Annotated in this window: 17 protein-coding genes and 1 tRNA gene; 9 read left to right on the forward strand and 9 right to left on the reverse strand. The window is 69.4% G+C overall.

Annotation, left to right across the window (positions count from 1 at the left end):
* Nucleotides 1-106 precede the first annotated feature (106 nt).
* Nucleotides 107-2,179 carry a glycogen debranching protein GlgX gene (gene glgX / locus A4X16_RS05990; protein WP_067117895.1) on the reverse strand — a complete coding sequence of 691 codons (2,073 nt, stop codon included), beginning with the start codon at nucleotides 2,177-2,179 and terminating at the stop codon, nucleotides 107-109.
* Nucleotides 2,180-2,311: 132 nt separating this feature from the next.
* Between glgX and A4X16_RS05995 the strand changes: the two genes are divergently transcribed.
* From A4X16_RS05995 to ligA, 3 genes are read left to right on the forward strand one after another with little or no spacing between them, the layout of a single operon-like run.
* Complete coding sequence (locus A4X16_RS05995; protein ID WP_067117898.1) at nucleotides 2,312-3,487, forward strand: cysteine desulfurase family protein; 1,176 nt, start codon at nucleotides 2,312-2,314, stop codon at nucleotides 3,485-3,487.
* A 9-nt stretch (nucleotides 3,488-3,496) separates the two neighbouring features.
* Entirely contained in the window at nucleotides 3,497-4,594 is a 1,098-nt protein-coding gene (gene mnmA, locus A4X16_RS06000; protein ID WP_082914318.1) for a tRNA 2-thiouridine(34) synthase MnmA, read from the forward strand.
* A 39-nt stretch (nucleotides 4,595-4,633) separates the two neighbouring features.
* Nucleotides 4,634-6,949: an NAD-dependent DNA ligase LigA gene (gene ligA / locus A4X16_RS06005; protein ID WP_067117904.1), complete on the forward strand. Its 2,316-nt coding sequence runs from the start codon at nucleotides 4,634-4,636 to the stop codon at nucleotides 6,947-6,949.
* 95 nt (nucleotides 6,950-7,044) lie between these two features.
* On the opposite strand, the gene A4X16_RS06010 is transcribed toward ligA, so the two are convergent.
* Both A4X16_RS06010 and A4X16_RS06015 read right to left on the reverse strand, forming a co-directional pair.
* Complete coding sequence (locus tag A4X16_RS06010) at nucleotides 7,045-8,886, reverse strand: DEAD/DEAH box helicase (protein WP_067117908.1); 1,842 nt, start codon at nucleotides 8,884-8,886, stop codon at nucleotides 7,045-7,047.
* Nucleotides 8,887-8,933: 47 nt separating this feature from the next.
* The gene (locus tag A4X16_RS06015) at nucleotides 8,934-10,634 is read right to left on the reverse strand and encodes a long-chain-fatty-acid--CoA ligase (RefSeq protein ID WP_067117911.1); all 1,701 of its coding nucleotides are present in this window, start codon (nucleotides 10,632-10,634) and stop codon (nucleotides 8,934-8,936) included.
* Nucleotides 10,635-10,702: 68 nt separating this feature from the next.
* Here A4X16_RS06015 and gatC point away from each other — a divergent pair, with 68 nt between their 5' ends.
* From gatC to A4X16_RS06045, 6 genes are read left to right on the forward strand one after another with little or no spacing between them, the layout of a single operon-like run.
* Nucleotides 10,703-11,002 (forward strand): Asp-tRNA(Asn)/Glu-tRNA(Gln) amidotransferase subunit GatC, encoded by a 300-nt coding sequence (gatC, locus tag A4X16_RS06020; RefSeq protein WP_082914319.1) that lies wholly within the window; start codon nucleotides 10,703-10,705, stop codon nucleotides 11,000-11,002.
* Nucleotides 10,999-12,516, forward strand: coding sequence for an Asp-tRNA(Asn)/Glu-tRNA(Gln) amidotransferase subunit GatA (gene gatA, locus A4X16_RS06025; protein ID WP_067117917.1), 1,518 nt, complete (start codon nucleotides 10,999-11,001; stop codon nucleotides 12,514-12,516). Before gatC ends, gatA begins: the two co-directional genes overlap by 4 nt.
* Nucleotides 12,516-14,030 carry an Asp-tRNA(Asn)/Glu-tRNA(Gln) amidotransferase subunit GatB gene (gatB, locus tag A4X16_RS06030; RefSeq protein WP_067117920.1) on the forward strand — a complete coding sequence of 505 codons (1,515 nt, stop codon included), beginning with the start codon at nucleotides 12,516-12,518 and terminating at the stop codon, nucleotides 14,028-14,030. The genes gatA and gatB overlap by 1 nt, the downstream gene beginning before the upstream one ends.
* Nucleotides 14,031-14,081: 51 nt before the next feature.
* Nucleotides 14,082-15,338, forward strand: coding sequence for a DNA polymerase IV (gene dinB, locus A4X16_RS06035; RefSeq protein WP_067117923.1), 1,257 nt, complete (start codon nucleotides 14,082-14,084; stop codon nucleotides 15,336-15,338).
* Nucleotides 15,339-15,375: 37 nt separating this feature from the next.
* A complete protein-coding gene (locus tag A4X16_RS06040; protein WP_067117926.1) occupies nucleotides 15,376-15,693 on the forward strand; it encodes a hypothetical protein in 318 nt (105 codons plus the stop codon).
* A gap of 31 nt (nucleotides 15,694-15,724) precedes the next feature.
* The gene (locus tag A4X16_RS06045) at nucleotides 15,725-16,258 is read left to right on the forward strand and encodes a hypothetical protein (protein WP_331709742.1); all 534 of its coding nucleotides are present in this window, start codon (nucleotides 15,725-15,727) and stop codon (nucleotides 16,256-16,258) included.
* 4 nt (nucleotides 16,259-16,262) lie between these two features.
* On the opposite strand, the gene A4X16_RS06050 is transcribed toward A4X16_RS06045, so the two are convergent.
* The 6 genes from A4X16_RS06050 to orn all read right to left on the reverse strand — a co-directional run bounded on the left by A4X16_RS06050 (nucleotide 16,263) and on the right by orn (nucleotide 18,914).
* Nucleotides 16,263-16,751 (reverse strand): DUF2017 family protein, encoded by a 489-nt coding sequence (locus tag A4X16_RS06050; protein WP_067117929.1) that lies wholly within the window; start codon nucleotides 16,749-16,751, stop codon nucleotides 16,263-16,265.
* The gene (clpS, locus tag A4X16_RS06055; RefSeq protein ID WP_067117932.1) at nucleotides 16,748-17,047 is read right to left on the reverse strand and encodes an ATP-dependent Clp protease adapter ClpS; all 300 of its coding nucleotides are present in this window, start codon (nucleotides 17,045-17,047) and stop codon (nucleotides 16,748-16,750) included. The genes A4X16_RS06050 and clpS overlap by 4 nt, the downstream gene beginning before the upstream one ends.
* On the reverse strand, nucleotides 17,044-17,391 hold the full coding sequence (locus tag A4X16_RS06060) for a metallopeptidase family protein (RefSeq protein WP_067118436.1): 348 nt from the start codon (nucleotides 17,389-17,391) through the stop codon (nucleotides 17,044-17,046). The genes clpS and A4X16_RS06060 overlap by 4 nt, the downstream gene beginning before the upstream one ends.
* A 38-nt stretch (nucleotides 17,392-17,429) precedes the next feature.
* Complete coding sequence (locus A4X16_RS06065) at nucleotides 17,430-18,059, reverse strand: LysE family transporter (protein ID WP_067117935.1); 630 nt, start codon at nucleotides 18,057-18,059, stop codon at nucleotides 17,430-17,432.
* A 116-nt stretch (nucleotides 18,060-18,175) separates the two neighbouring features.
* Nucleotides 18,176-18,251: transfer RNA gene (locus tag A4X16_RS06070), tRNA-His, on the reverse strand.
* 36 nt (nucleotides 18,252-18,287) lie between these two features.
* On the reverse strand, nucleotides 18,288-18,914 hold the full coding sequence (gene orn, locus A4X16_RS06075) for an oligoribonuclease (protein ID WP_067117938.1): 627 nt from the start codon (nucleotides 18,912-18,914) through the stop codon (nucleotides 18,288-18,290).
* Nucleotides 18,915-18,922 lie beyond the last annotated feature (8 nt).

Raw genomic sequence — 18,922 nt, forward strand, 5'->3', positions numbered from 1 at the left:
GGGCTCCGGAGAGCCTGGGGGCGGGTACTCGTACGTGCGGCCACATCCCGAATGTACCCCGAGCCGGTCAGCGCGGGTAGCGAGCCGGAGCCCGGCGCGCCGCGGGTCATTCCACCCGGAAGAGGCGCATCGACGTGCCGCTGATCGGCAGCACCTCGCCGGGGGAGAACACCTCGGCGTCCTCCGACGGGCGCTCGTCGGCGCTCGACCACAGGGACACGAATCGGGTGGCATCCTCCAGCTGCTCGGGGAGCCGGACGTCGATCGGCGACTCGGTCCCGTGGACGATCAGCAGGATGCGGTTCGCCGGCTCACGGTCGGGAGTGGAGGCGGCGACGTACTGCAGAGTCCGGTTCCCCGGATCCGTCCACTGGTCGCTCTCCATGGTCTCGCCGTTCTGGTCGAACCAGTCCATCACCGACGCGTTGGGGATGTGCTCGCCGAGCCGGGCGTATCTGCTCGGGCGCAGCGCGGGATTCTCCTCGCGCAGCCGCGTCAGGCGAGCGACGTGGGCTCGCAGATCCTCCTGCCACGGCTCGTCGTCCCAGCTCAGCCAGGTCAGCGCCGAATCCTGCGCGTAGGCGTTGTTGTTGCCGCGCTGCGTCCGCCCGACCTCGTCGCCGGCCGTCAGCATCGGGATCCCGGCCGACAGCAGCAGCGTGCCGAGCAGATTGCGCATGGCCTTCCGCCGGGCCGCGAGCACGGACGGGTCGTCGGTCGGCCCCTCGATCCCATGGTTGAAGGCGCGATTCGTGTCGGCGCCGTCGCGATTGTGCTCGCCGTTCGCCTCGTTGTGCTTGACGTCGTAGGAGACCAGATCGTGGAGGGTGAAGCCGTCGTGCGCCGTGACGAAGTTGATGCTCGCCAGCGGCCCGCGCTCGTCGGCGAAGGTGTTCGACGACCCCGCGAGCCGGGTCGCGAAGCCGCCGATGCCCACCGGCGCGGACGCGCGGCGCGCGTAGTCGATGTCGCTGAGCCAGAAGTTCCGCACGCGGTCGCGGTAGCGATCGTTCCACTCGTGCCATCCGGTCGGGAAGTTGCCGGTCTGCCAGCCGCCCAGGCCGACGTCCCAGGGCTCCGCGATCAGCTTCGTGTCGGCGAGGACGGGGTCCTCGGCGATCGCAGCGAGCAGCGGATGCTCGGGGGAGTAGGTGTGCGAGGCGTCCCGGGCGATCGCGGTGGCGAGGTCGAACCGGAACCCGTCGATCTGCATCTCCTGGGCCCAGTAGCGCAGGGAGTCGAGCACGAGACGCGCGCCGGCGTCGATCGAGGTGTTCAGGGTGTTGCCGCATCCGGTGGTGTCGATGTACGCGCCGGAAGCGTCCTGGCGGTAGTAGCTCGCGTTGTCGATGCCGCGGAGGCTCGACCGAGGGCCGCCGATGCCCTCCTCGGAGGTGTGGTTGTAGACGACGTCGAGGATGACCTCGAGACCCGCCTCGTGCAGCAGGCGCACCATGCCCTTGAACTCGGCGAGGACCGCCTCGGGCCCGAGCTTGCGGGCCTCCTCGGTCGCGTACGCGGTGTGCGGCGTGAAGAAGTTGAGGGTGTTGTATCCCCAGTAGTTGGTCAGGCCGCGCTCGAGGAGGCGGGGTTCCGGGACGAACGCGTGCACCGGGAGCAGCTCGATGGAGGTGATGCCGAGCGAGCGGAAGTACTCGATCATGGCGGGGTGGGCGAGACCCGCGTACGTCCCGTGCAGAGCCGGCGGGACGTCGGGCTGACGCTTGGTCAGCCCCTTGAGATGCCCTTCGTAGATCACTGTCCGGTCGAGAGGGATGCGCGGCTTCCTGGATTCGCCCCAGTCGAACCCGTCGACGATCACGACCGAGCGCCACTCCTCGTACCCGTCGCCCTGGGCGAGTCCGCGGGCGTAGGGGTCGAGCAGCAGCGTCTCCGGGTTGAACGTGTTCCCGGGACCATGAGGGCCGCCGACGCGGATCGCGTATCTGGTGCCCGGCTGCAGCAGTGGGGTCGTGACCTCCCAGACACCGCCCGGGAGGCGCTCGAGGCCCACCTCGTCGGTGGCCCAGTCGAGGTCGGTCGCGTCGAACACGACGAGCTCCACGGAGGACGCGTTCTGGGACCAGACGCGGAGTGTTCCGACGCCGTCGTGCAGACGGACGCCGAGGTCGTCGAGGGCAGAACCGCCGGGTGCGGTGGTGTCTCGGGTCTCGGGCATGAGTACACCATAGAGCGCTGTGCCCGGGTGTCAGGACAGCTCGCACTCAGTTCCACCTGCCGGCACGCCGTCCGACCCGGCGTGCGCCGTCCGAGCGACCTCGGCGACGTGGAAATGCGGGAGCATGGAAGCATGCGGCACTATCTCGATCATGCGGCCACCACGCCCCTCCGTCCGGAGGCTCGGGACGCATGGCTCAGGGCGAGCGACGTCGTCGGCAACGCGTCGTCCACGCACGGCGCGGGTCAGGACGCGCGTCGCCTGCTCGAGGAGTCGCGCGAGCGCGTGGCCGCCGTTCTGGACTGCGACCCGATCGAGGTCGTCTTCACGTCCGGTGGGACCGAGTCGATCAATCTCGCCCTGCAGGGATCGTGGCGGGCCCGTGCGACGGGAGCCGACGCGATCGTGATGCCGGACGGGGAGCACCACGCCACGATGGACACGGTCGAGGCGCTCGTGAAGGACGGTGCAGAGCTGCGGCCCGTCGGGCTGACCGCGACAGGAGGGATCCCGGTCGCGGAGTTCGCCCGGCGGCTTCCCGGCGCCGCCGTGGCCACCGCGCTCGTCGCCAACAACGAGGTCGGGACCGTGAACGACGCGGCGGCCCTGTCCGAGGCGGCGGCGGAGACCGGCGTGCCGCTCCATCTCGACGCGGTCGCGGCGCTCGGCCACCTTCCTCTGTCGTTCCGGCGGCTGAGAGGACGCGCGGAGCCCGGGGTGGGTCTGGTCGCGATGAGCGTCGCGGGTCACAAGGTCGGCGCACCCGTGGGAGTGGGGGCGCTCGTGACGGCGAGGTCGGCCGCAGTGACGGCACTGCTGCACGGCGGCGCCCAGCAGAGAGGTCTGCGGGCGGGGACGCAGGATGTCGCGGGCGCGGCCGCGTTCGCCACCGCCCTCGAGATCGCCGCAGACGAGCGCGAGTCCGAGGGACGACGTCTGAGCGCGCTTCGGGATCGGCTCGTCGACGGCATCCGCTCGCGGGTCCCCGCGGCCGAGCTCCTGGGCGATCCCGAGCACCGGCTGCCCGGCAACGCGCACCTGCTCTTCCCCGGCGCGGTGGGGGAGAGCCTCCTCTTCCTCCTCGACATGGCCGGAGTCGCCGCCTCGACCGGATCGGCCTGCCAGGCCGGAGTCGCAGAACCCTCGCACGTCGTGATGGCGATGGGACGCACCGAGCAGGAGGCGCGCAGCGTGCTCCGCTTCACGCTGGGCCGCAGCTCGTCGGATGCGGACGTCGACGCCGTGCTGGCCGCCATCGCCGACGCCTTCGAGCGGGCATCCGGGGCTGGCACAGGCACGCGCTCGTAGACTGGTCGCATGAGGATTCTCGCGGCCATGAGCGGTGGAGTGGACTCCGCCGTCGCGGCAGCCCGCGCGGTCGAGGACGGGCACGACGTCGTCGGCGTGCATCTGGCCCTGTCCCGCGCGGGGGGCACGCTGCGCACGGGCAGCCGCGGATGCTGCACGATCGAGGATGCGCTGGACGCCCGCCGGGCTGCGGATCTCCTCGGCATCCCCTTCTACGTCTGGGACTTCTCAGAGCGCTTCCGCGAGGATGTCATCGCCGACTTCGTATCGGAGTATCAGGCGGGTCGGACTCCGAACCCCTGCATGCGGTGCAACGAGAAGATCAAGTTCGCCGCTCTGCTGGAGCGGGCGATCGAGCTCGGCTTCGACGCCGTCTGCACCGGGCATTACGCCACGCTGATCGATACGCCGGCGGGCCTCGAGCTGCACCGGGCCGCCGACAACGCCAAGGACCAGTCCTACGTCCTCGGAGTGCTCACGGCCGAGCAGCTCGCGCACACGTACTTCCCCTTGGGGACCACGCCGTCGAAGGCCGTGGTGCGCGCCGAGGCGGCGGACCGCGGGCTCACGGTCGCCCAGAAGCCGGACAGCCATGACATCTGCTTCATCCCGGACGGGGATACGAGGGGATGGCTCGCCGAGAAGGTCGGCACCGAGACCGGCGACATCGTCGACCGCGCCGGTTCCGTCGTCGGCTCGCACGAGGGCGCGCACGCGTTCACCGTCGGACAGCGGCGCGGGCTGAAGCTCGGCGTGCCCGCGGCGGACGGCAAGCCGCGATTCGTCCTCGAGGTGCGTCCGGTCTCGAACACGGTCGTGGTGGGTCCGAAGGAGGCTCTGGCCATCCGCGAGATCGCGGGTGCGCGCTTCAGCTGGGCAGGGGCCGCGCCCACCGCGCAGGAGTTCGACTGCCACGTGCAGATCCGCGCCCACTCGGAGCCCGTGACGGCACGCGCGTCCGTCTCGACGGACGGCGTCACGGTGATCCCGGACGAGCCCCTCGACGGCGTCGCACCCGGCCAGACAGCCGTGCTCTACATCGGCACGCGCGTGCTCGGTCAGTTCACGATCGACCGCACGGTATCGGCCGTTCCCGTCGACGTCTAGGCTCCGCGCGATGTCGGCGCCCGCTCGTAGACTGGCGAGGTGCCGGAGAACATCTCGCTGCAAGACGCCCGAACCGAGGCCGACCGACTGACGGTCCGCATCCTCGAGGCGAAGGACGCGTACTACGGTCGCGACACGTCGCTCGTCGACGACTCCACCTACGACGGGTGGATGCATCGGCTGGAAGAGCTCGAGCGGCTCCATCCCGAGCTGCAGGGCCAGGACTCCCCGACGCAGATGGTCGGGGCGGCGGAGGCGACGGGCCTCGCGACGATCGAGCACGCCGAGCGGATGCTGAGCCTCGACAACGTCTTCTCCGTCGACGAGCTGCGCGAGTGGGCGGCGAAGACGCGGGCGGCCGCCGGTCGTGACGTCGAGTGGCTCACCGAGTTGAAGATCGACGGCCTCGCCATCAACCTGCGCTACGAGAACGGCCGTCTCACGTCGGCTGCGACCCGTGGCGATGGGCGAGTGGGCGAGATCGTGACGGAGAACGCACTGCGCCTCCCCGAGATCCCCCTGGAGCTCTCCGGCTCCGGACACCCCCCGATCGTCGAGGTGCGGGGCGAGGTCTTCATCCCGGTCGCCGCCTTCGAGCGTCTGAACGCGGCGCAGGCGGACTTCCGCGATCGGGCGTACGCCGACGCGCTCGCCCGCTGGGAGGCGCGCGCGGGCGCGAAGAAGCCGTTCGACGACGAGAAGGCGCGCGCGGCCGCAGCCAGACGGTTCCCGTCGTTCGCCAATCCGCGCAATGCGGCCAGCGGCGGCCTGAGGCAGCAGATCGACAAGAAGAACGGCCTCGAGCTCGAGGCCGGCATGCTCCGGATCGAGTCGCTCGCGCTGTACGTCCATGGCATCGGAGCCTGGCAGGATCCGCCGGTGGCGGCGCAGAGCCAGGTCTACGAGCAGCTCGCGGAGTGGGGACTGCCCACGAGCCCGCACACCCGCGTGTGCACGACTATCGACGAGGTCGTCGCTTTCGTCGAGCACTTCGGCGAGCACCGGCATGACATCGAGCACGAGCTCGACGGCATCGTCGTGAAGGTCGACGAGCTCTCGCTGCACGACGAGCTCGGCGCGACGAGTCGCGCCCCTCGCTGGGCGATCGCGTACAAGTATCCGCCGGAGGAGGTGCAGACGACGCTCCTCGACATCGTCGTGTCCGTCGGACGCACCGGCCGCGCCACGCCGTTCGCCGTCATGGCGCCGGCGCACGTCGCCGGATCCGTCGTGCGTCAGGCGACGCTGCACAACAAGGACGTCGTGAAGGCCAAGGGAGTGCTCATCGGCGACACCGTCGTGCTCCGCAAGGCGGGCGACGTGATCCCCGAAGTCCTCGGACCCGTGGTCGAGCGACGGGACGGCTCCGAACGGGAGTTCGTCATGCCCGAGGCGTGCCCGGAATGCGGCACGCCGCTGAGGCCGATGAAGGAGGGCGACATCGACCTGCGGTGCCCGAACGCGCGGTCCTGCCCCGCCCAGGTGCGCGGACGCGTGGAGCACATCGGATCCCGGGGCGCTCTCGACGTCGAGGCGCTCGGCGAGGTCACCGCCGCGGCCCTGACCCAGCCGACGTCGCCGTCGGTGCCGCCGCTCGAGACCGAGGCCGGCCTGTTCGCGCTGACGCTCGACGAGATCGTGCCGATCGAGCTGTTCGTGCGCGACGCCGAGACCGGCCTCCCGAAGGAGGACGACGACGGACTGGTCAAGACGCGCGCACCGTTCCGTCGCAATCCGACGGCCGCCGAGAAGAAGTCCGGCCTCGAGGGGCCGCAGCCGTCCTCGCAGGCGCTGACGCTGCTGGCGGAGCTCGAGAAGGCCAAGACGAAGGATCTGTGGCGGCTGCTCGTCTCGTTGAACATCCGCCACGTCGGGCCCGTCGCCGCGCGCGCCCTCGCGCACTGGTTCGGCTCGCTGGACGCGATCCGCGCCGCATCCCGCGACGAGCTCGCGGCGGTCGAAGGCGTCGGCGGAATCATCGCCGACTCGCTCCTCGCGTGGTTCGAGGTCGATTGGCATCAGGAGATCGTGCGCCGCTGGACGGAAGCGGGCGTGCGCTGGGCCACCCCCGGTCACCCCGGGCCCGGTGCCGCCGTGACCGAGGGGGGCGTGCTCGACGGCCTCACCGTGGTCGCGACCGGGTCGCTCGACGGATACACCCGCGACGGCGCACAGGAGGCGATCATCAAGGCCGGCGGCAAGGCCGCGTCGAGCGTGTCCAAGAAGACCGACTACGTCGCCGCAGGGCCGGGTGCCGGATCGAAGCTGGCGAAGGCGGAGGAGCTGGGCATCCGGATCCTCGACGCGGCGCAGTTCCACCTGCTCGTGACAGAGGGGCCGGACGCGCTCGAGTGAGGCGACACGGTCGTCTCCTCGCTGTGCCGGAGGCTCCGGCGAGAGAGTGACCGGTGGACGCGCTGCCCGGCGAGTCGTGTCCGCCGGGCTCCGCTTCAGTTCTTGTGTCGCGGCTTGCGGAACGGCTTGTCGTCGCGGCCCTGACGGTCGTCCCGAGACGACCGGTCGAAGCGGTCCTGCCTCGGTCGGTCATCCCGATCGCGTCGCTCGTAGCCGCCGTCGCGCGGTCCGCCGCTGCGACGAGCGCCCGGCCCCCTGTCCGGCTTGATCTCGATCAGACGACCCGAGATGCGCGTGTCGCGGAGCTTCTCGAGGACGCCGGAATCGAGGTTCGCGGGCAGCTCGACGATCGAGAAGTCCGGACGGATGTTGATCGCGCCGAAGTCGTCGCGCCCGAGACCGCCCTCGTTGGCGAGGGCGCCGACGATCTGTCGAGGTTCGACGCGGTGACGGCGACCCACCTCGATGCGATACGCCGAGTAGTCGCCGCGCCCGCGGCGTTCGGTACGGGGCTCACGCGGCTCACGGGTCGTGCGCTCGCGCGGCGGCCTGTTGTCGTGCTCCACGGCCTTCGCCAGCGCATCGTCGGCGGGATCGAGCAGAAGAGGCGTGTCCCCCTGCGCCACCACGGCGAGGGCTGCGGCGACATCGGCCTCGGGCACGTCGTGGTTGCGCACGTAATGCGCGATGATGTCGCGGAACTTCTCGATGCGCGATCCGTCGCCGAGGGCCGTGGTGATCGCGTCGTCGAAGCGGGCGAGACGGGTGGTGTTCACATCCTCGGTGCTCGGCAGCTGCATCTGCGTCGGCTGCTGGCGCGTCGCCTTCTCGATGTGCTTGAGCAGGTAGCGCTCACGGGGGGTGATGAAGCTGATCGCGTCGCCCGACCGGCCGGCGCGCCCCGTGCGTCCGATGCGGTGCACGTACGACTCGGTGTCGGTAGGGATGTCGAAGTTGACGACGTGGCTGATCCGCTCGACGTCGAGCCCGCGCGCGGCGACATCCGTGGCGACGAGGATGTCGAGCTTGCCGTCCTTCAGCTGGTTGACGCTGCGCTCGCGCTGCACCTGCGGCACGTCGCCGTTGATGGCCGCTGCGGAGTACCCGCGAGCGCGGAGCTTCTCGGCGAGCGTCTCGGTCTCGTTCTTGGTGCGGACGAACACGATCATGCCGTCGAAGTTCTCGACCTCGAGGATGCGGGTGAGCGCATCGACCTTCTGCGCGTACGACACCACGAGGTAGCGCTGGGTGATGTTCGTGCCGGTGGCGGTCTTCGACTTGATGCTGATCTCTTCGGGCTCGCGCAGGTACTTCTGCGCGAGGCGACGGATCTGCGGCGGCATCGTGGCGGAGAACAGCGCGACCTGCTTCTCCTCGGGGGTCTGCGCGAGGATCTGCTCGACGTCCTCAGCGAAGCCCATCTTGAGCATCTCGTCGGCTTCGTCGAGCACGAGGTACTGCAGCTGCGACAGATCCAGGGTGCCCTTGGCGAGGTGATCCATGATCCGGCCGGGCGTTCCGACGATGACGTGCACGCCGCGACGGAGCGCCGACAGCTGCACGCCGTATCCCTGACCGCCGTAGACGGGGAGGACGTGCACGCCCTTCATGCGAGACGCGTACGACTCGAAGGCCTCGCACACCTGGAGGGCCAGCTCGCGGGTCGGTGCCAGCACCAGTGCCTGGGGTGTCTTCTGCGCGACGTCGAGTCGCTCCAGCACCGGCAGCGCGAAGGCCGCGGTCTTGCCCGTGCCCGTCTGCGCCATGCCGACGACGTCACGACCGGAGAGAAGCGTCGGGATGGTCGCCGCCTGGATGGGCGACGGCGTCTCGTAGCCGAGATCCCTGATCGCCTTGAGGACGGCGCCCGTGATGCCGAGCTCCTCGAATCCGGGGGTCGCGGGGGCGTCGATGGTCGCAGCGTCTTCAGGAGTCACTGACCAAGGGTAGCGCGCCGCCGCTCCCGTCGCCTGTGAGGGCGCCCTCAGGAGCCGCTGGTGAGGGCCAGCAGCTTCTCCTTCACCTGACGACGCAGCACCTTGCCGATGAGCGACGTCGGCAGCTCGTCCACGACGAAGATGCGCCGCGGCACCTTGTACGGGGTGAGGATGCCGCGCGCGTACTCGCGGATCGCCTCCACGTCGACGTCTGTGCCGCCGTCGACGACGATCGCCGCGACGACCTCCTCTCCGGAGTGGTCGCTGGGAAGTCCGACGACGGCCGCATCGGACACCTGGGGATGCTGGCGCAGTGCGCTCTCGACCTCGGTCGGTGCGACGTTGAAGCCGCCGGTGATGATGAGCTCCTTGATGCGGTCGACGATGCGGACGAAGCCCGCGTCGTCGATGGTGACGATGTCTCCGGTCCGGAACCATCCGTCGGCGAACACCGCCTCCGTCTCCTCGGGCTTCCCGTAGTAGCCGGAGAAGACCTGCGGTCCGCGGACGACGAGCTCGCCCGCTGCCCCGGCAGGCACGTCGACGGTCGGGTTCTCCGGGTCGACGACGCGGCACTCGGTACCCGGGAGCGGGAGCCCGACGGTTCCCGGCACCCGGTTGTCCGCCACCGGGTTCGCCATCAGGACCGGGGAGCACTCGCTGAGCCCGTAGCCCTCGACGAGGAATCCGTTGGTCGCGGCCTCGAACGGCACCACGAGTTCGTGCGGAAGCGCCATCGCGCCCGAGATCGCGACCTCGATGCCGTCGAGCGACACGCCCTTCGTCTTCGACGCCGCGAGCAGGCGGTCGGCGATCGGCGGAACCAGGGGGAGGAACGTCGCCGGGTGCTTCTTCATGACGTCGAGCACGAGGTCCGGGTCGAACTTCGGGAAGAGCACCAGCCGCGCGCCCATCGACATCGCGAAGGTGAGACACAGGGTCAGGCCGTAGGCGTGGAACATCGGCAGCACTGCGTACACCACACAGCCCTGTCCACGGATGATCGACGGCACCCAGGCGCGCGCCTGCGCGGCGTTGGCGAGCAGATTGCGGTGCGTGAGCGCCGCGCCCTTCGGCGTTCCGGTCGTGCCCGACGTGTATTGGATGATGGCCAGGTCGTCGGTCTGCGGCCGCGGATGCGACGCGGCGATCGGCTCGGCGGATACGAGCGAATCCCAGGTCACGGTGCCCCGCACCCGTTCCGTCAGAGCGGCCCGGGAGGTTCGGGCCTTCGCGACAGGCAGACGAAGAGCCACCCGAGTGAGGAAGGGCATGGCCCGCGTGACGTCGACCGAGACGAGGTTCGTCACTGCGAGATCGGCGGGGAATCCCTGGACGGTCGAGACGACCTTGTTCCAGACGATCGCGTGCTTCGCGCCGTGATCCTCGAACTGCTTGCGCAGCTCGCGAGGGGTGTACAGCGGATTGTGCTCGACCACGACGGCGCCGAGACGCAGCACGGCGTAGAAGGCGACGATGTGCTGCGGGCAGTTCGGGAGGACGATGGCGACGGGGTCGCCGGCGCGCACACCCAGATCCCGGAGTCCGGCAGCGGCGCGATCGATCGCCGCCTGCAGCTCCTCATACGTCGTCTCGCGCCCGAAGAACTGCAACGCCGGGGCGTTCGGGTAGTCGCGGGCCGACGCCGCGACGATGTCGATCAGCGAACCGGTCACGGGGGCGAGGTCCTCCGGCACGCCGTCTGCATAGCTGGCGACCCAGGGGCGGGGCGGCTGATAGGTGCTCACGTGCCCAGCATAGGGGCGTCGGTCATCAGGCTGCGGGCGACGTCGGGCGCGCTGAGTAGACTTGCCGTGTGTCTGAAATCACCCCTGATCTTGTGCGCCATCTCGGCGTGCTCGCGCGCATCCAGCTGAACGACGACGAGGTGACGCGGCTCACGGGCCAGCTCGACGCCATCGTCGACAACATCGCGAAGGTGTCCGCGGTCGCGACGGCCGACGTCGTCGCGACCAGCCACCCGATCCCGCTGAGCAACGTCTTCCGACCCGATGTCGTGGGGGAGACCCTCACCCACGAGCAGGTCCTCCAGAACGCGCCGGACCAGGCGGACGGCCGGTTCCGCGTCACCGCGATCCTGGGAGAAGAGCAGTGAGCGACATCATCCGACTGACGGCGGCCGAGCTCGCCGACAAGCTCGCCTCCCGCGAGATCTCCAGCGTCGAGGCGACGCAGGCCCATCTCGACCGCATCGCGGCCGTCGACGGAGACGTGCACGCCTTCCTGCACGTCAACGACGGCGCGCTCGAGGCCGCTGCGGCTGTCGACGCGCGTCGCGCGGCGGGCGACGAGCTGGGGCCGATCGCCGGTGTGCCGCTCGCCATCAAGGACGTGCTCGTCACGACCGATCAGCCCACCACGAGCGGCTCGCGCATCCTCGAGGGGTACCGGTCGCCGTACGATGCGACCGTCGTGGCGCGATCGCGAGCGGCCGGACTCATCCCGCTCGGCAAGACCAACATGGACGAGTTCGCCATGGGATCCTCGACGGAGCACTCCGCGTACGGTCCCACCCGCAACCCGTGGGACCTCGACCGCATCCCCGGCGGCTCCGGCGGAGGATCGGCGGCGGCTGTCGCGGCCTTCGAGGCGCCGCTCGCCCTGGGATCGGACACCGGCGGATCCATCCGCCAGCCCGCACATGTCACCGGCACCGTCGGCGTCAAGCCGACCTACGGAGGCGTGAGCCGCTACGGCGCCATCGCGCTCGCATCGAGTCTCGACCAAGTGGGTCCGGTCACTCGCACGGTGCTCGACGCCGGACTGCTGCACGACGCGATTGGCGGACACGACCCGAAGGACTCCACCTCCCTGCGGGACGCCTGGCCGTCCTTCGCCGAGGCGGCCAGGGAGGGCGCCAGGGGAGACGTGCTCAAGGGCCTCAGGGTCGGAGTCATCCGCGAGCTGCCCGACAGCGGCTTCCAGCCGGGCGTCGCCGAGTCGTTCCGCAGCGCGTTGGCGCTCATGGAGGCTCAGGGGGCCGAGATCGTCGAGGTCGGCGCGCCGCACTTCGAGTACGGAGTCGCCGCGTACTACCTGATCCTGCCCGCCGAGGCGTCCAGCAACCTCGCCAAGTTCGACTCGGTCCGGTTCGGGATGCGCGTCACCCCCGACGGCGGCGCGACCGTGGAGGACGTGATGTCCGCCACGCGCGACGCCGGCTTCGGCGACGAGGTCAAGCGTCGCATCATCCTCGGCACGTACGCCCTGTCCGCGGGCTACTACGACGCGTACTACGGCAGCGCGCAGAAGGTGCGCACGCTGATCCAGCAGGACTTCGCGAACGCCTTCGCCGACGTCGACGTGATCGCGACCCCGTCCGCCCCCACGACGGCGTTCCGGATCGGCGAGAAGGTCGACGACCCGCTCCAGATGTACCTCAACGACATCACCACCATCCCCGTGAACCTGGCGGGGGTGCCCGGCATCTCCATCCCGAGCGGCCTGGCCTCCGAGGACGGGCTGCCCGTCGGCATCCAGTTCGTCGCGCCCGCGCGCGAGGACGCCCGTCTGTACAAGGTCGGTGCGGCCCTCGAGGCCGTGCTGCTCGACTCGTGGGGAGCCCCGCTGCTGTCGCGCGCGCCCCAGCTCGTGGAAGGGACCCGCTGATGGCCACCGCCAAGCTCATGGACTTCGACAAGGCGCTCGAGCTGTTCGAGCCCGTCCTCGGGTTCGAGGTGCATGTCGAGCTCAACACGAACACCAAGATGTTCTCGGATGCGCCGAACCCGGCGAACGAGGCGTTCCACGCGGCCGAGCCGAACACGCTGATCGCCCCGGTCGACCTCGGTCTGCCGGGATCGCTGCCGGTCGTGAACGAGACGGCGATCCGGTCCTCGATCAGCCTTGGCCTCGCGCTGGGCTGCTCGATCGCGGAGTCCAGCCGGTTCGCGCGCAAGAACTACTTCTACCCGGATCTCGGAAAGAACTACCAGATCTCGCAGTACGACGAGCCGATCGCCTTCGAAGGCTCGGTCGAGGTCGAGCTCGAGGACGGCACGATCGTGCAGATCCCGATCGAGCGCGCCCACATGGAGGAGGACGCCGGGAAGCTCACCCACATGGGCGGGGCGACCGGACGGATCCAGGGGGCCGAGTACTCGCTCGTCGACTACAACCGCGCCGGCGTCCCGCTCGTGGAGATCGTCACCAAGACCATCTTCGGCACCGAGCACCGGGCGCCGGACGTCGCGAAGGCCTACGTCGCCACCATCCGCGACATCGTGCGCAGTCTCGGCATCTCGGAGGCGCGTCTCGAGCGGGGCAACCTGCGATGCGACGCGAACGTCTCGCTCCGTCCGCGCGGCCAGGAGAAGCTGGGCACCCGCACCGAGACCAAGAACGTCAACTCGATGCGCTCGGTCGAGCGCGCGGTCCGCTACGAGATCCAGCGCCAGGCGCAGATCCTCGCGGACGGCGGCACCATCACGCAGGAGACGCGTCACTGGCACGAGGACACCGGGACGACCTCGCCCGGGCGCCCGAAGTCGGATGCCGACGACTACCGCTACTTCCCGGAGCCCGATCTTCTGCCGGTGGAGCCTGCGGCTGCGCTGATCGAGGAGCTCCGCGCCGAGCTCCCGGAGCTCCCGGTGGCTCGCCGTCGTCGTCTGATGGCCGAGTGGGGCTTCACCGACCTCGAGTTCCAGGACGTGCGCAACGGCGGTCTGCTCGATGTCGTCGAGGAGACCATCGCCGCCGGCGCGACTCCCGCAGCGGCGCGCAAGTGGTGGACGGGTGAGATCACGCGTCTGGCGAACGCGCAGGAGAAGGACGCCGTCGATCTCGTGAGCCCCGCCAACGTCGCGGCGCTCCAGCAGCTCGTCGATGCCGGCACCCTGACTGACAAGCTCGCGCGTCAGGTCCTCGAAGGCGTCATCGCCGGGGAGGGCACTCCGCAGGAGGTCGTCGACGGTCGTGGACTCGCGGTCGTGTCCGACGACGGCGCGCTCATCGCGGCGATCGACGACGCACTCGCGGCCCAGCCCGATGTGCTCGCGAGGATCAAGGACGGCAAGGTGCAGGCCGCCGGTGCGGTGATCGGCGCCGTGATGAAGGCCATGAAGGGCCAGGCTGACGCCGCCCGCGTCCGTGAGCTCGTCCTCGAGCGCGCGGCGCAGTAATCCTCTTCGTCCCTCGGGCCCCGTGTCAGGGGTCCGGGGGACAATGGGCTCATGGGACACGGCGACGGCAGAGGAAGAATCGTCTCTGACGCCGACGTCGACGACGCCGGCACGCGCATCCTCCACGTCGACATGGATGCCTTCTATGCCGCCGTCGCGGTCCTCGACGACCCGAGTCTGCGCGGTCTCCCGCTGATCATCGGGGCGCCCGAGGGGCGCTCGGTCGTCTCCAGTGCGTCCTACGAGGCGAGACGGTACGGGGTGAGGGCCGCGATGCCGGTGTCCCAGGCAATGCGCCTCTGCCCGTCCGCACGCATCGTCCCACCCCGTTTCGATCGCTATCAGGCTGTCTCCCGCAAGGTGATGGCGATCTTCGAGTCGTTCACGCCTTTCGTCGAGCCCCTGTCGGTGGACGAGGCGTTCCTCGACGTGCAGGGAGTCAGGCGACTGTGGGGGAGCCCTGCGCAGATCGCGCGGCTCGTCCGTGCCCGAGTGCTCGAGGAGGTGGGCATCACGTGTAGCGTGGGGGTCGCCGCCACGAAGCACGTCGCGAAGATGGCATCGACCATCGCGAAGCCCGACGGGATGCTCGTGGTCGGGGCCAGGGACACGCAGGCGTTCCTCGATCCCAGGCCCGTCCGGGCGATGTGGGGAGTGGGTCCCAAGGCGGCGGAGGCGCTGGAGGCCCGCGGCATCCGCACCGTCCGCGACATCAGGGAGAGCTCTGCGGAGATGCTCGCGCGCGCCGTGGGGCCCGCGCTCAGCGCGCGCCTCGTGCAGCTGGCGCGCGGTGAGGATGCGCGCGAAGTCGAGACGGAGCGCGTGGAGAAGAGCATCGGTCATGAGGAGACCTTCGACACCGACATCGCCGACCGGACGTTCCTGCGCGCCGAGCTGCTGCGGCTGGCAGATCGCGTCGCGTCCCGCCTCCGCAGAGCGGAATGGGAGACCGCGACGGTCTCCATCAAGGTCCGTTTCGACGATTTCCGCACCCTGACCAGATCTCAGACGCTGCCGGACCCCACCGCGGTCGGTCAGCGCATCGGGGAGGCGGCGCAGACGCTGTTCGAGCAGATCGAACGTCGAGACCCCGTGCGGCTGATCGGCGTCCGTGCCGAGAATCTGAGGCCGGCGGGCGGCGGCGCTCTCGGGCTCTGGGACGACGACGAGGACTGGCGCCGTGTGGAAGGAGCCGTCGACGACGCTGTGGCTCGGTTCGGCTCGTCCACGATCACCCGCGCGCGTCACCTCGGACGAGGGGCCGGCCGCGGTGCGGCTCAGCATCCGAAGGCGCACGGCGTCGATTGACGCCGCGGTGCGGGCCCGCGTCGGCTAGCGTGGTCACATGCCCAACATCGCACTGGAACTCGGAAAGCAGGCCGCCTCGTTCGGCGTGAAGAGCGCGTACGGCGAGCCGCAGGACGTCGACGGCGTCAGCATCACACCGGTCGCCTTCACCTACTCCGGCTTCGGCGGAGGCAGCGGAGACGGTGCCGAGGGCGGCGGCGGAGGCGGTGTGTCGATTCCCGTGGGCGTCTACGTCCGTCGCGAGGAGGGCCTCCGCTTCGAGCCCAACATCGTCACTCTGCTGATCGTCGCGGTGCCCTTCGTGTGGGTCACCGGACGGGCACTCACGCGCATCATCCGTGCACTCAAGAAGTGACGATCCGGTAGCAGCGGCGCTCGCGCGAGCTGTGCCGGCGATCGTCGCGGACATCAGGGCGGTCGCGGCATCCAATCCGGTGGTCGTCATCGACGGACGGAGCGGAGCCGGCAAGACGACTCTCGCGCGTGCCCTCGCCGGTCACTGGCCGATCGGGGGACGTGTCCAGCTGATCGCCCTCGACTCGCTGTATCCCGGGTGGGACGGTCTGGACGAGGGCGTGATCCGAGCCGTCGACGGCATCCTCCGGCCGCACGGACGCGGACTCGTGGGCACCTGGCAGCGCTGGGACTGGGACCGACGCACCGAGGCGGAGAGCCATGCCGTGGACCCGGCCCTGGGTCTCATCGTGGAGGGGAGCGGCATCCTGACGCCGACGACCTCGCGGATGGCCGACGTGCGCATCTGGGTGGAGTCGGCGGAAGCCGGGCGCAAGGCGCGTGCGCTGGCCCGGGACGGCGAGACGTACCGTCCGCACTGGGACCGGTGGGCTCGTCAGGAGCAGCGGCACATCGCCAGAGACGATCCGAGGTCGCTCGCGACGCGAGTCGTCGACATCCCGTGAAGCCTCAGAGCAGGGCGTCGGCCGCCTGGATGACGACCTCGAGTCGGTATCCGAGCCAGTCGTAGATCCCGTAACGCGGATCGTCGGAGTCATAGGCGTCGTCGTCGGCGATCCCGAGGCGTGCGGCGACCACGAGGCGTAGCGCAGCGAGCGTTCGGATCCACGAGTCGACCTCCGCGGGGCGGAGGGAGATCACGTGCTCGGCGCCCGCCTGCGCAGGCGACAGTGCGCCGATGTCTGCGCGCAGGCCGCCCAGGGAGGTCCTGACGACATCGGCGTCGACGGCTCGCCGGGCGAGCAGGTCGTCTCTGGTCGCGTCTGCGAAGGCTCGTGACGCGGACTCGTCGTCGGGGTATGCGTCAGGGGTCAGGCGCGCGATGGCGGGGTCTGTGCGATCGCGCGCCGCGATGAGATCGCGGAAGTCCTCCACCAGCTGCAGCAGCTGTGCGGCTTCGATCCTGGCCATCCGAAGGCCGACGCTGTCATCCGTCATCCCGCGACCTTCCTCACCGTCGCCCACAGTCCGTAGTCGTGCATTGCCTGCGCATGCACCTCCATCGTCTCGCGGGGTCCCGTGGCGACGACGGCGCGCCCCTCGTGGTGCACGGCGAGCATCAGCTGCGTGGCTCGCTCGACGGAGTAGCCGAAGTACGTGCGGAAAACGCGCACGACGTAGCTCATCAAATTCACGGGGTCGTTCCACACCACGACCTCCCACGGCTCGAGGGGTGCCGCGGACAGATCGAGCGACTCGTCGACATCGAGGTCGGGTGTCGCGAGCGGGGTCATGCCCAGCCCAGCTCGTGCAGCTGCTCGTCATCGATGCCGTAGAAGTGCGCGATCTCGTGCACGAGCGTCGTGTGGACTTCGTCCCGCAGCTCATCGACGGTCTCGCACTGGAGAAGGTGGGGCTCGCGGTAGACCACGATGCGGTCGGGCAGCTCGCCCATGCCGTACTGGGTGCGTTCTGTCAGCGCCAATCCGTCGTACAGGCCGAGAAGGTCGAGACTGCCGTCCTCCGGACGGTCCTCGACGACGAACACGACGTTGTCGAGACCTTCGACCATGTCATCGGGCAGCTGATCGAGCTCGTCGACGACGAGCTCCTCGAATGCCGTTGCTTCCATCTCCATCGTCACCAGCCTATTGCCGAGCCGGCGAGGCGCAGCGATCAGTGCAGCAGCAGAAGCAGACCGGCGACGCCGATGAACAGCAGGCCGAAGACCGTGTTCAGCACCCGCTGACCGCGCGCTGTGCGGGTGTACCGCCGGAACGGACGCGCGGCGGCGGCGAAGAAGCCCCACATGACGAGCACGTCCACGATCATCACCGTGACGATCAATGTCAGGTACTGAGGGAGCTGCGGCTCGTCGAGGCGGATGAACTGGGGGATGAAGGCGAGGAAGAAGACGATGGCCTTCGGATTGAGGAGGTTGACCCAGAAGCCCCGGCGGATCATCGACCAGTGCCCTTCGAAGGCGGTCGCGTCGGGCTCCTCGCCGGCCGCGAGCGCTGTCGGCCTGGTCAGGATCAATCGGATGCCGAGGTAGACGAGGTACGCCGCTCCCGCGTACCGGATGACGTTGAACAGCAGCTCGGAGCGCGACACGAGGAGGCCCACACCCGCGGCGACGATGACGACGTGCACGATCAGTGCGAGCTGCTGGCCGATGATGCCCCAGATGGATCTGCGCCAGCCCTGGGAGAGCGAGTTCGACATCGTGTTGATCGCACCGGCGCCTGGCGTGAAGCTGATCACGACACAGGCGGTCAGAAGCGAGAACCAGACTGCGAGCGACACTCCGCAATCCTAGAGCCCGCCGGCCGTTGGCCATGACGAGGGATCCGCCCGCCTGAGAGATCACGGCATCGGAAACCGAAGAAGGTCCGAGTCGTGCGACTCGGACCTTCTTGCTGTGGGGTGAGTAACGGGACTCGAACCCGCGACATCCGGCACCACAAGCCAGCGCTCTACCAGCTGAGCTATACCCACCATGTGCCAACCGGAGTTGGCAACCAGATGAGTCTATTACATGTTCGGGGTGAACTCCGACACGGTGCGCGTGGCGATCTCCCGCGCGTCGTCGCTGGACGGTCCGGGCTCGTCGACGAACACGGCCTCGCGGTAATAGCGGAGCTCACGAATCGACTCGAGGATGTCGGCGAGTGCTCGATGCCCTCCGTCCTTCGTGGGAGCCTGAAAGAAGACGCGGGGGTACCACCGGCGCGAGAGCTCCTTGATGCTCGACACGTCGACGTTGCGATAGTGCAGCCACTGGTCGACCTGAGGCATGTACTTCGCGAGGAACATCCGATCCGTTCCGATCGTGTTGCCTGCGAGGGGCGATCTGCGCTCGACCGGAGCGAACCGCTTGATGTAGGCGAGGGTCTGCGCCTCCGCCTCCGCCAGGCTGAGGCCTTCCGGGATCTCCGTGATCAGTCCCGACGTCTCGTGCATCTTCGTCACGAAGTCGTTCATGTTCGCGAGAGCCGCATCGCTGGGTCGGATGACGACCTGGAATCCCGGATCGACGGGCCGGAGCTCGAAGTCGGTGATCACGACCGCGATCTCGACGAGCTCATCGACGGCGAGATCGAGGCCCGTCATCTCGCAGTCGATCCAGACGAGACGGTCGTTCTCTGACGCAGATACCATGACGTCAT

It is taken from the genome of Microbacterium sp. H83 (genome assembly GCF_001650405.1).
In the GTDB taxonomy this organism is placed as follows: domain Bacteria; phylum Actinomycetota; class Actinomycetes; order Actinomycetales; family Microbacteriaceae; genus Microbacterium.

What these genes read in the sequence shown, in the direction of transcription:
- A4X16_RS06060 (WP_067118436.1), bottom strand. Translation starts at nt 17,391, where the DNA reads ATGGAGATGGAAGCAACGGCATTCGAGGAGCTCGTCGTCGACGAGCTC.
- glgX (WP_067117895.1), bottom strand. Translation starts at nt 2,179, where the DNA reads ATGCCCGAGACCCGAGACACCACCGCACCCGGCGGTTCTGCCCTCGAC.
- A4X16_RS05995 (WP_067117898.1), top strand. Translation starts at nt 2,312, where the DNA reads ATGCGGCACTATCTCGATCATGCGGCCACCACGCCCCTCCGTCCGGAG.
- dinB (WP_067117923.1), top strand. Translation starts at nt 14,082, where the DNA reads ATGGGACACGGCGACGGCAGAGGAAGAATCGTCTCTGACGCCGACGTC.
- mnmA (WP_082914318.1), top strand. Translation starts at nt 3,497, where the DNA reads ATGAGGATTCTCGCGGCCATGAGCGGTGGAGTGGACTCCGCCGTCGCG.
- clpS (WP_067117932.1), bottom strand. Translation starts at nt 17,047, where the DNA reads ATGACCCCGCTCGCGACACCCGACCTCGATGTCGACGAGTCGCTCGAT.
- gatB (WP_067117920.1), top strand. Translation starts at nt 12,516, where the DNA reads ATGGCCACCGCCAAGCTCATGGACTTCGACAAGGCGCTCGAGCTGTTC.
- A4X16_RS06040 (WP_067117926.1), top strand. Translation starts at nt 15,376, where the DNA reads ATGCCCAACATCGCACTGGAACTCGGAAAGCAGGCCGCCTCGTTCGGC.
- A4X16_RS06050 (WP_067117929.1), bottom strand. Translation starts at nt 16,751, where the DNA reads ATGACGGATGACAGCGTCGGCCTTCGGATGGCCAGGATCGAAGCCGCA.
- orn (WP_067117938.1), bottom strand. Translation starts at nt 18,914, where the DNA reads ATGGTATCTGCGTCAGAGAACGACCGTCTCGTCTGGATCGACTGCGAG.